General features: G+C 61.6%; 11 protein-coding genes and 1 tRNA gene. 5 read left to right on the top strand and 7 right to left on the bottom strand.

Going from position 1 to position 11310, the window contains the following annotated elements:
* Positions 1 to 230 precede the first annotated feature (230 nt).
* Positions 231 to 1187, top strand: coding sequence for an alpha/beta fold hydrolase (locus MESS2_RS11730; RefSeq protein ID WP_008874441.1), 957 nt, complete (start codon positions 231 to 233; stop codon positions 1185 to 1187).
* Positions 1188 to 1203: 16 nt separating this feature from the next.
* On the opposite strand, the gene MESS2_RS11725 is transcribed toward MESS2_RS11730, so the two are convergent.
* The 3 genes from MESS2_RS11725 to MESS2_RS11715 all read right to left on the bottom strand — a co-directional run bounded on the left by MESS2_RS11725 (position 1204) and on the right by MESS2_RS11715 (position 3865).
* The gene (locus tag MESS2_RS11725) at positions 1204 to 1716 is read right to left on the bottom strand and encodes a hypothetical protein (protein ID WP_008874440.1); all 513 of its coding nucleotides are present in this window, start codon (positions 1714 to 1716) and stop codon (positions 1204 to 1206) included.
* A gap of 83 nt (positions 1717 to 1799) precedes the next feature.
* Positions 1800 to 2573, bottom strand: a complete 774-nt coding sequence (gene hisN / locus MESS2_RS11720; protein ID WP_008874439.1) for a histidinol-phosphatase — start codon at positions 2571 to 2573, stop codon at positions 1800 to 1802.
* Positions 2574 to 2923: 350 nt separating this feature from the next.
* Positions 2924 to 3865 (bottom strand): N-formylglutamate amidohydrolase, encoded by a 942-nt coding sequence (locus MESS2_RS11715; protein ID WP_040592730.1) that lies wholly within the window; start codon positions 3863 to 3865, stop codon positions 2924 to 2926.
* A 163-nt stretch (positions 3866 to 4028) separates the two neighbouring features.
* Between MESS2_RS11715 and cpdR the strand changes: the two genes are divergently transcribed.
* Positions 4029 to 4391, top strand: coding sequence for a cell cycle two-component system response regulator CpdR (gene cpdR / locus MESS2_RS11710; protein WP_006199474.1), 363 nt, complete (start codon positions 4029 to 4031; stop codon positions 4389 to 4391).
* Positions 4392 to 4578: 187 nt separating this feature from the next.
* Positions 4579 to 4653: transfer RNA gene (locus tag MESS2_RS11705), tRNA-Val, on the top strand.
* Positions 4654 to 4717: 64 nt separating this feature from the next.
* On the opposite strand, the gene MESS2_RS11700 is transcribed toward MESS2_RS11705, so the two are convergent.
* The 4 genes from MESS2_RS11700 to MESS2_RS11685 all read right to left on the bottom strand — a co-directional run bounded on the left by MESS2_RS11700 (position 4718) and on the right by MESS2_RS11685 (position 9253).
* On the bottom strand, positions 4718 to 5509 hold the full coding sequence (locus MESS2_RS11700; RefSeq protein WP_008874437.1) for a Stf0 family sulfotransferase: 792 nt from the start codon (positions 5507 to 5509) through the stop codon (positions 4718 to 4720).
* A 58-nt stretch (positions 5510 to 5567) separates the two neighbouring features.
* Entirely contained in the window at positions 5568 to 7043 is a 1476-nt protein-coding gene (locus tag MESS2_RS11695) for an O-fucosyltransferase family protein (protein ID WP_244439947.1), read from the bottom strand.
* Positions 6988 to 7950, bottom strand: a complete 963-nt coding sequence (fcl, locus tag MESS2_RS11690; protein ID WP_008874434.1) for a GDP-L-fucose synthase — start codon at positions 7948 to 7950, stop codon at positions 6988 to 6990. Before fcl ends, MESS2_RS11695 begins: the two co-directional genes overlap by 56 nt.
* A gap of 148 nt (positions 7951 to 8098) precedes the next feature.
* Positions 8099 to 9253 carry a dihydrodipicolinate synthase family protein gene (locus MESS2_RS11685; RefSeq protein WP_008874433.1) on the bottom strand — a complete coding sequence of 385 codons (1155 nt, stop codon included), beginning with the start codon at positions 9251 to 9253 and terminating at the stop codon, positions 8099 to 8101.
* 242 nt (positions 9254 to 9495) lie between these two features.
* Here MESS2_RS11685 and MESS2_RS11680 point away from each other — a divergent pair, with 242 nt between their 5' ends.
* Entirely contained in the window at positions 9496 to 10539 is a 1044-nt protein-coding gene (locus MESS2_RS11680) for a LacI family DNA-binding transcriptional regulator (RefSeq protein ID WP_008874432.1), read from the top strand.
* The coding region (locus MESS2_RS11675; protein ID WP_040592728.1) for a malonate decarboxylase subunit alpha at positions 10536 to 11310 on the top strand (775 nt) is incomplete at its 3' end. The genes MESS2_RS11680 and MESS2_RS11675, both read left to right, overlap by 4 nt.

Below are 11310 nucleotides of genomic sequence, written 5' to 3'. Positions count from 1 at the left end.
AAGAACATGCGGCGCCGGATTAATGTGCCAGGCGCCGCGACGAGGCCGAACCGGGTGTAACGTCCCTTCCTCCCGGATCGACAGAGGCCGGAGGCCCGCCGCAGGCTGCTTCCGGCCTCATTCGTTGCCTTTCCGTCTCCCGCAACGCCTTTGCTTTTGGCGCATGGCCGTCTATCACCATGCCGACGTCTCGGCAGGATCGGGCGAGACAGCAAACAACGAAGCGCCGAATGACGGACCTCTTCCACGAAATTCCGGGCAATCCGATACCGGAAAATGCGGCCGGCGGCTTCTTCACCGCACACGACGGCAAGAAAATCCGCTACGGCCTGTTTGCCGCAGCCGCCCGCCCGATGAAGGGCACCGTAGTCGTGCTGACCGGCCGCAACGAGTGCATCGAGAAATACTTCGAGACCATCCGCGATCTTACCGGACGCGGCCTCGGCGTCGCGACCCTCGATTGGCGCGGCCAGGGCGATTCCGACCGGCTGATCGGCGACCGCCAGCGCGGTTATGTCAGGAGCTTCTTCGACTACACCAGCGATCTGGAGCAGTTCTTCGAGGAGATCGTGCTGCCCGACTGCCGCGGGCCGTATTACATATTGGCGCATTCGGCCGGCGCCGTGATCACGCTGCTTGCCGCGCCCTCGATGGTGAACCGCGTGCGGCGCATGGTGCTGATCGCGCCGTTCCTGACCGTACCTGACCTGCCGGTATCGATAACGACCGTTCGCCGCGTCTGCACGCTGTTCTGTTACCTCGGCCTTGGCCGGCTCTATGCCGCCTGGGGCCAGCGGCCGAAGGAAACCGCGCCCTTTGCCACCAACAAGGTGACATCGGATCCCGAGCGGTATCGGCGCAACACCTTTCTCTACGAAGCCTATCCGCAGCTGGCGCTCGGCGGCCCGACGATCCGCTGGCTGAAAGCGGCGGCGGAAGCATCCGAAATCATCAGCGATCCGGACTTCATGGCCAGGATCCAGGTTCCCTTGCTGGTGATCGCCGCCGGCGCCGACCAGGTCGTCTCGACCAGGGCCGTCGAAGCCTACACGAGACGTCTGCGTCTCGGCTCCTTGCTGATGATCGATGGCGCGCGCCATGAAATCCTGCAGGAGGCCGACCTCTACCGCGAGCAGTTCCTCGCCGCCTTCGATGCCTTCATCCCTGGAACCGACGACGCAACGTGATCAGCCCTGTCTGGCATTACGCGTGACGGGCGAAATCCATGATCCAGTTGGTCTCCCAGGTCTTGCCGCCATCCTGTGAAAAAGCCTGCTCCCAGCGCGCTGATTTTTTGGTGATCCGCGACCAGAGGAAACGAACCTGGACGTTGCGGCCGTCAAAGACGTCTTCGCACAGGAACGTGCCGATTTCAGCCTCGAAGCTGCCGCGCATCGGGACATCGATGGTCAGCGGGTTACGGCCGTCGATCCACCAGATCGACCATTGTCCCGTCGCCGGATCGAAGGTCCGCACCGTGGCGGCGCGATAGGCGCCGGCCGGCAATTCAATGACATTGTCGTCGACATTGCCGAGACCGCCGAGGATCGGACGCACATCGCATGTTCCGCCGAACTCGTCCCAATTCGTATTACCCGCAAGCCGCGCTTGCAGTCTTCGATGGCTGACGACCCAGCGGCCGAAGAAGAAATCGAAGTCGGTCCGGCCATCTGCCGGGCCATCGCCGGAACCGCCGGCTGCTGATTGCGTTGGCATGTCTTCCTCCCTCTGGTGACATCCATTCCATAGCAGAGTGCTCCGACATCTTGCTGTCAGGAGAGGCGTCATGGCGGTGCGCTTTAGCCGCGTAGCGCCGTCATGGCCGCGGCATGCAGTTCCGGGGTCGCCGCCGCCAATATGTCGCCGCCCTTCTCGGCCGGTCCGCCGTCGAAGGTGGTGACGACGCCGCCTGCCTTCTCGATGATCGGGATCAGCGCCACGATATCATAGGGTTTCAATCCGGGGTCGGCGACGATGTCGACACTTCCCGCCGCGACCATGGCGAAAGCATAGCAGTCGGTGCCGTAGCGGGCGAGCCGAACCCTTGTCTCGAACCGGTCGTAACGCTGGCGCGCCTCGCCCTTGAACAGTGCCGGCGTCGTGGTGAACAGCGTCGCCTCGGCGAGATCAGTCGTCTTGCGCGTCGCCAGTCTTCGCGGCCCGCCCGGCCCCTCATAGTGGGCGCCCGAACCATTGGCGTAGAAAAGCTCGCCGGTGAAGGGTTGCGACATCATGCCGGCAACGGCGTCGCCGTCGACCGTCAGCCCGACCAGCGTCCCCCACACCGGCAGGCCGGAGATGAAGGCGCGCGTGCCGTCGATCGGGTCGATTACCCAGACATGCCTGCTGGATATGTTCTCGCTGCCATGCTCCTCACCGAGAATGCCATGGTCTGGATATTCCGCTGATATCAGCGCCCGGATGACCCGCTCGGCCTCGCGGTCAGCCTCGGTGACCGGGTCGAAGCTGCCTGCCTCCTTGTTGGCAACAGCACCTTGACTGCGGAAGCGCGGCAAGGTCTCGGCGGCGGCGGCCTCTGCAATGCGGCGCATGAAATCGATGCTGATGTCCAACTGATTCTCCCGCGTTGCAGCATGCTGGACCTGACATTTGCCTGCGGTTTTCCATCAAGACAAGGGCGTGCAGAGATGTTTGCGCGTCGACAACTGTTGCCTCAATGTCACGCAGGCGACACCGAAATGCAATTTCCACATCAGAGTGATTTAAAAACCCGGGAGATAGCTTGACATTTGTGCAGCGCACAATAGATTTGTTCTCGAACAGGTTTTCCTGTTCATGCCCTCCTTGGGCGTTTCCTCCCTAGACTTCGACCGTGTCGTGCGAACGATGCGGTCTTTTTTTCAGGGCGGCGTCCAACGAACCGAGCGTCTTTCCCGACCGGCACTCCGGCGCTTTTATCTGGTCATTCGGCGGCAAGCGGAAGATCGATGAAATGGTGATCCGGCATCGCCATCAGATCGGCTGAGAAACGCGCCAGATCGTCGGCAAGCGCGTCAAAGCCGGCGGATTTCTGGAACGTCCGCTCGTTCATGTACAGCCCGCGATTGACCTCGATCTGCAGCGCATGGAGATGGCGCGCGGGGCGGCCATAATGCTCGGTGATGAAGCCTCCGGCGTAGGGCTTGTTGTGGGCGACGGTATAGCCCATGCCGATGAGCAGGCCGATCGCCGTCTCGGTCAACGCCGCCGAAGCGGAGATGCCGAAACGGTCGCCGACGATGAAATCCGGCCGCAGCCCGTTGTCGCCGACCCGGATGCTTGCCGGCATCGAGTGGCAGTCTATCAGCACGGCATAGCCGAACCGCGCATGGGTCCTGGTCAACAGCCGTTTCAGCGTTGTGTGATAAGGCTTGTAGACGGCCTCGATGCGCGCGATCGCCTCCGCCAGCGGCAACCGGCCGGAGTAGATGTCGAGCCCCTCTCCCACCAGCTTGGGCACGGTGCCCAGCCCGCCGGCCACCCGCGCCGAGCGGATGTTGCAGAAGGACGGCACCGGTTCGGCGAACATGCGCGGATCGAGTTCCCACGGCTCGCGGTTGACGTCGAGATAGGCGCGCGGGAAGTTTGCCGCCAGCATCGGCGCGCCGAGCGCGACGGCGCCGCCGAACAATTCCTCGACATAGCAATCCTCGGACCGGCGGATGGCATTACGGTCGAGCCGCACCATGGCCATGAACCGGTCCGGATAGTAGCGCCCGCTATGCGGCGAGTTGAAGAGAAAGGGAACGCGCTGCTCGGCGCCCGACCGGACTTCGAAGGGTGGAACGATCGAAAAATCCTCGGCTGCCGTTTTCAATTTGAACGAACCCGGAAACACCAATGCATCATCGTTGGAAAGTGCCACCTCGCCGGGCGCATGTCCAGCATTTCGGCAGCCGGACCGCCTTGTTAAATGCGGATCGCGTCTGTCTTCGTTCACTTGATGTTTACCCTCACCTCCTCATATACAGGATGGTTAACGGGCTTGCCCCACGGCAGTCTCGGGCGGGTGATTCGGACGGGTTACAATGGCACGCATTCTACTGGCGGAAGACGACGACGACATGCGCCGGTTCCTCGTCAAGGCATTGGAGCGCGCCGGCTACCAGGTTAGCGACTTCGACAATGGCGCCAGCGCCTATGAGCGTCTGCGCGAAGAGCCGTTCTCGCTGCTGTTGACCGATATCGTCATGCCGGAGATGGATGGCATAGAACTCGCCCGCCGCGCCACCGAGATCGATCCCGACCTCAAGGTCATGTTCATCACCGGTTTCGCGGCCGTCGCGCTCAATCCCGATTCCAAGGCGCCGAAAGACGCCAAGGTGCTGTCGAAGCCGTTCCACCTGCGCGACCTCGTCAACGAGGTCGAAAAGATGCTGCAGGCAGCCTGACGCGCTTTTCGGCGCGTCTCGGCCGACGAAAGCAATTCCAGGAAAAGTGTGAAGCGGTTTTCCCGGGAAAAGCGCGTAGCGCTTTCCCTAGGGAATTGCGTCAAAACAAAGAGACAAGCGGCGCATTCTTTCCCTTTTCCCACTATTGACGCGATGGACCAAAAATGGTGTATGCGCGGCTTCGGATGGGCGTGTAGCTCAGCGGGAGAGCACTGCATTGACATTGCAGGGGTCACAGGTTCAATCCCTGTCACGCCCACCATCCGGTCCAGCCTTCATTGCATCGTCTGTTTTGGTTGCCACTCGGCTTGGACGAAGCCGCAGGTCTATCTTCTCCAGAACCTCCATCCGGATTTTTTGCGTGCGCGGCTTCCCATCGGATTGATCGGCGCCGGGAAGTTGTTACGGTCGCCGGCCTGGGCGAGAAACCGCTGCCGCCAATCATCGTTTTGCGCGTTGCGCTGTTGCTGCATATCCACCTGGGTCGTCGCAGGCACGGGAGCTTCAAGATCCAGAAGTCTGCCCATGCGCTGGCAGACGCCGTCGAAATCATCGCGGATGTCTTCGTAGAAGATATGCAACGGTTCGATGCCGCTTCTGGCGAAATAGGCTGACCAGCGCCCGTTGCCGGCAATGATCTTGGCAAGCGCGGCCTCTATCCCCTCCACCGTGTATTCGGCGTCCCTCACCGCATTCTCGCCGCTGGTCCACGCCCCGTCCTGCATGGCCTTGGCCAGCGAAATCGCCTGGCCGAGCAGGTCGCGTCTTTCAAGATGGACCCATACCGGATCGGGAAACCATTCCGTGAGACGAACATCCTTTTGCAGCCTGTCGAAATGTTCGGGAAACAGCTTGAAGGCGACGACGCCATTTTGGCTTTTGCCCTCGCTGGCCGCCAGCAGGCAGCGATCCGCCGTCGTCACCTCGGGGGCATCCCAATGACGGAAATATTCGCCCGGATTGCCCAGCACGCCGGTACTGGAAACCTTGCTGCAAAGAAGGTTGCTGCCGCTTCGCGGCGTGCTCGCGATGATGAGCGTCTTGCGAGGTCGTTCCCAGCTTTCAGGCGGGCTGTTCGGCATATCTGGCAGATATCGCGGGAGAATGGCGGAGTCCATCGGGCGCGTGCCGGTCCCGAAGCACAACCTCCCCGGCCAGTTGGGGCACCCGAGGGGCCTAGATCCTGATCCCGGCCTTCCAGAGCCCCGACCGTGCTTTCGGCAACAGGCCGGACTTGGGCGAGGTGATTGGCCGTATGGATCCTCTGATTTTCTTGAACAATGTATTTGTCGGTTCCGTCCTCAACGATTGTGCGATCATCCGCAGCGCGGGTTTCAACTCCCCAGATGCGCGATGCAAAATATGCGCCGAACACGCCGCGGCGTAGGGAAAGCCCGCCCGTGCCGCAGCAAAGAAAGACTCGAAATCTTTTGACATGACATGGCCGCGCCACAGCCGGACGGTCAGAACCCGCATGGCCCTCAGAGGCATTTCAGCAGAGACGAGAAATTCCCTGGTCATAAGCGACTTCAGAATTGCCTCGCCTGACCGATAGTCATTTTCGCGAAAATAGGATGCAGCTATCTTCAGGGCGTAGACATCGTTTTCCGGATCGAGCCCGTGGGCTTTCTCGAGAATTTCTCTCGCCCGCGCGGAACTGATCCGGTCTTCCAGATTGAGGAAAGCGGCCTGGTAGCCGAAGGCAGCCTCAAACGGATGGTAGTCCGACTGATGACCTTCCAATTCGCCGAGGATGATTTCCGCGGCTCGGGAACTGTCGAACAATGTCGTTGTCGTGATGGAGGGAATATCACCCATCACCGACGCCACCGTCGCAAAGACACTGCTCCCGGCATAGATTTTCTGGCATCGCGCCATCAGCCTCATCTCAAAAAATGCCTTGAGTGTCGTATCCTCGAATTCCCTCGCCCCGAAATCATCGGTCAGCAAGGCTCCGGTTTCGGATCTCAGATATTCGAGCGTAGCTCGATCCTCGCCGATCAGCAGGGTTGAGAGGCCCTTCGACGAAAGTTCCGACACGATCGACTTGGCCAAGGTGGAAGGAACCACCTTGTCCGCAAAATCCAGACTTGAGCGGTACTTGCCGCGGACGATATCGCCGCTGCGAAGATGCAGTGCGGCCATCGGACCGGGAAAGCGGCACTTGTCGGCGGCGTCGAGCGCCTGTTTCACATTCGCGGAGAAGCCAAAACCGCGCAAGGTCTCGGATCTTCGGATTGTTTCAGCTCCCTCGTCTCGAAAGGCTTCCAGAATGCGAAATTCGTTGCAGATCCAGCCGCGGAAATTCCGTTTTGTTGCAGCAGCGTCCAGGCTGGACCGTGTGAAGGCGGTCTTTTCGAGAATGGCAAAATCGGATCTTTTGATTTTCTCGCCCAGCCAATATTTCTCGATGAAATCGGCTGAAAATATCTTCTCGACGCCGTCGATGACATGAAACTCCTTGTCTCCGATGGCCTTCCAGGTGAACCCGAAGCGATATCCAAGCCTGTCGGCGAGCGCCTTTGCATTGGCCATCGCCAGAAGCCGGCCGCCCAAGCCGTCATCCCTGGTGGCGGCAATCAGCGTTGATTGAGGATCAGGCCGCGCCGAGGCGGAGATCGCCTGTCTCAATATGCTGGAGAAACCACGCATAAGTCTGTTCCAAGCCGCTGCGAAGCGAATATTGCGGGCGCCAGCCGGTGGCAAAAAGGCGCGACACGTCCATCAGCTTGCGCGGCGTGCCGTCCGGCTTGGTCGAATCGAATGTGAGTACGGCATTGGCGCCGACGACGGAGAGCATGGTGCGGGCCAGTTCGGCAATGGTGATGTCTTCACCCGAGCCGACATTGACATGGCTGTCGCCGCTGTAATTTTTCAACAGCCAGACCAGGGCGCCGGCAGCATCGTCGACATGCAGGAATTCGCGCATCGGCGTGCCCGATCCCCAGACCTCCAGGGTCTTGTCGCCGGCGCGCCTGGCCTTGTGCGCCTTGCGCATCAGGGCCGGCACGACATGGCTGGTAGACAGGTCGAAATTGTCGCCGGGGCCGTAGAGATTGGTCGGCATCGCCGAGATGTAATCGACGCCATGCTGGCGCCGATAGGCCTGGCACAGTTTCAGCCCGGCGATCTTGGCGATCGCATACCATTCGTTGGTGGGTTCGAGCGGACCGGTCAGCAGCGCGTCCTCGGAGATCGGTTGGGCGGCGAATTTCGGATAGATGCAGGACGAACCGAGAAACAGCAATTTCTGCACATCGTTGCGGAAGGCGCTCTCGATGACATTGGTCTGCATGACCAGATTGTCCTGCAGGAAATCGACCGGCAGTCGGTTGTTTGCCAGGATGCCGCCGACCTTGGCCGCCGCCATCACCACCGCATCCGGCCTGCGGTCGGCCATCCAGCGCCGCACGCCGGCCTGGTCCTGAAGATCGAGTTCGTCGCGGGATGCCGTCAGGACCTCGCAATCCTCGTCAGCCAGCCTGCGCAGTATGGCAGAGCCGACCATGCCGCGGTGCCCAGCCACGAAAACACGCTTGCCCTGAAGTTCGAAACTCATTGGCATATCCCTATGCGATCGCTGCAACCATCTGGCGCCGGCACGCCATTGGACCTGCGTCGGACGCATAGCGCATAGGTATTTACCCAGACAAGGCAAATCGCCAAACAAGGCAAAATCAGCGGCCGGGAACCATGCAATATGGCGCTCAAAGACCCGATACGGCGCACAGGCTTTTCATTCTGGCGATGGCCAACTCCGGGTTGGCCAGCAATCCCGCCTGATCGGCAAGGCGGAAGACATCGGCGTAGTGGCGGATGCCGCGCGCCGATTGCATGCCGCCGACCATCGAGAAATGCTGCTGGTGGCCGTTCAGCCAGGCCGTGAAGACGATGCCGGCCTTGTAGTATTCGGTAGGCACCTCGAAGATCTTGCGCGACAAAGGCACTGTCGGCGCCATCAGCGCGTCATAGCCGGCGCGGTCGCCGTTGGCGAGCTTCGCCAGCGCTGCATTGGCGACCGGCGCGATGGCGTCGAAAATGCCGAGCAGCGCGTGCGAGTGTCTTTCGCCGTCGCCGGCGATCAGTTCGGGATAGTTGAAGTCGTCACCGGTGAACATGACCACCCCTTCCGGCAACCGGTTCCTGAGCGCGATTTCCTTGTCGGCGTCGAGCAGCGATATCTTGATGCCCTCGACCTTGCCTGCATGGCGTTCGATGATGGCCACGACAGTGTCGAGCGCCGCCTCGAAATCGCTGCTGCCCCAATAGCCCCTGAGCGCCGGATCGAACATGTCGCCCAGCCAGTGCAGGATGACCTTGCCGGAGGCTTGCCGAAGGATGCGGTCGTAGACGTTGACATAGTCTTCGGGACCTTTGGCCACGGCCGCCAGCGCGCGGCTGGCCATCATGATCGCCTTGCCGCCCAGGCCCTCGATGAAGCCGAACTGTTCCTCATAGGCCGCGATGACATCGTCGGGATCCCTGGCGGCGCCAGGCGCCAGATGGTCGGTGCCGGCGCCCGAGGCGAGATCGGCGCCCGGCACGGTCCGTGCCTCGGCTATAGAGCGCCGGATCAGTTCCCTGGCGTTTGCCCAGTCGAAACCCATGCCGCGCTGCGAGGTGTCCATAGCCTCGGCGATGCTAAAGCCGAGCCGCCACAGATGATGGCGGAACGCCATCGTGCGCTCCCAGTCGACCGCCGGCCTGGACCGCGGATCGGTCATGTCAAGAGGATCGGCGACGACATGTGCGGCGGCATAGGCGATGCGCGAAAACCTGGCGCCGATCACTGGCTGCGCCGGCTGGCCGACCAAGCGGTAGCGGGTGCTGCGGCCGCCCTTCCCGGGCAAGGTAATATCCATGACTCTCTCCGTTGATGGCGCTATAAATGGAACGTTCCAATAAATCAAGAACCTTTACAATTATCGATCGCACTAATGCCCGATGCTGCACCGCAGCACGGAAAGCCTTGAGCGACGCCGCATTTAGCTGCCGCGCGCCAATTTTTCGAAATCAGGAAAAATCCCGGTTGACTCAAATCTGGCACAGGGATTAGAACGTTCCAACAAATTCGGTCAAGAAAATAGCGGGAGGATGCATCTGGATGGCCAGCCGGGCCAAGGCGACGATACTCGACATTGCCCGCGAGGCGGGTGTGTCCAAGTCGACAGTGTCGCTCGTGCTTCAGGGCAGCGGGTTGATCCGGCCTGAGACCGCGGTCAAGGTTCGCAAGGCGATCGAGGATGTCGGCTATGTCTACAACCGCGGCGCCGCCAATCTGCGCAAGGCCCATTCCAATGTCATCGGCATGGTCATCAACGATCTCACCAACCCCTTCTTTGCCGAGATGGCTGTCGGCATGGAACGCGTCTTCCAGTCGGCCGGCATCGTGCCCTTCATCGCCAACACGGCCGAGAATCCGGTGCGCCAGGAAGAAGTGCTGAAATCACTGATGGAACAAGGTGTCGCCGGCCTCATCGTCTCACCGGCGCGCGGCACGACCTCTGGCGCCTTCCGGCGGCTGGAGACCGTGGGCCTTCCGGTCGTCTTTGCCATGCGCCGCTTGCCTGAAAGCCGCATCCCCGTGATCGCGCCCGACAATCATCGCGGCGCCTGGCTCGCCACTGCCCATCTGATCGGCAAGGGCCATCGCCGGTTGGCTTTCTTCGGCGGCTCGTCCGATCTGGTGGTTTATCACGAACGTCTCGGCGGTTTTCGCGAAGCGTGCGAGGCGCTCGGCATCGCCAAACGCGATACGATCGTCGTCGAGGGCGAAACCAGCCGCAAGGGCGGCATTGCCTGCCTGGACACGGCTCTTGCGGCGGCCGAACCACCGACGGCGGCACTGTGCTTCAACGATGCGGTCGCCTTCGGCGTCATGCTGGCACTGCGCAAGCGTGGACTGGAACCCGGGGCGGATTTCGCCGTCGTCGGCTTCGACGACGTGATCGAGGCCCAGCATTACATGCCGGCGCTGACCAGCGTCGCGGTGGATTCAGCAGGCCTTGGCGAGCGCGCCGCCCATGTCATGTTGAAGATGATCCAGTCGCGCACCACACGCGCCGAGGACCATATCGGCGCGGTCAACCTCGTGATCAGGGAAAGCTGTGGCCCTGATCGGCATAAAGGAATGGGAGACGCGGCGTGAGCAAGCTCGTCTCCGCAGCGCAGGCCGCCGGCATGATCAAGGACGGCATGGTCGTGTCCGTGTCCTCGTCAAGCGGTCTCGGCTGCCCGGACGCCGTGCTTGCCGCGATCGGCGAGCGCTTCGAGGGGGAAGGCCACCCCAAGGGTATCACGACGCTGCACCCGATCGCCGCCGGCGACATGTACGGCATCAAAGGCATCGACCATCTCGCCAAGCCCGGCCTGTTGAAGCGCACGCTGTGTGGATCCTATCCCTCCGGTCCCTCCTCTTCGGAACCGCCTCTGATCTGGCGGATGATCGGCGACAATTCGGTCGCCGCCTACAACGTGCCGTCAGGCATATTGTTCGACATGCACCGCGAGGCCGCCGCCAAGCGGCCCGGCGTTTTGACCAAGGTCGGCCTCGACACCTTCGCCGACCCGCGCCATCAGGGCTGCGCCATGAACGACGCCGCCAGCGAACCGATCGTGTCCGTCGAGCAATTCGACGGCGAGGAATGGCTCTATTTCCGCTCGATCGTGCCGCATGTTTCGATTATCCGCGCCACGACGGCCGACGAGCGCGGCAACCTGACCTATGAGCATGAGGGCGCCTATCTCGGTGGGTTGGAACAGGCGCTTGCCGCCCGCAACAATGGCGGCATAGTCATCGCGCAGGTCAAGCGCGTCGTCGAGAACGGCACGCTGAAACCGCATGACGTGCGCGTGCCCGGCGTGCTGGTCGACCACATCGTGGTCGCGCCCGACCAGTTGCAGACGACGCTGACGCCTT

It is taken from the genome of Mesorhizobium metallidurans STM 2683 (assembly GCF_000350085.1).
Taxonomy (GTDB): Bacteria; Pseudomonadota; Alphaproteobacteria; order Rhizobiales; family Rhizobiaceae; genus Mesorhizobium; species Mesorhizobium metallidurans.
Note: the sequence above shows the minus strand (reverse complement) of the source record. Positions and strands in the feature narration are given on the sequence as shown.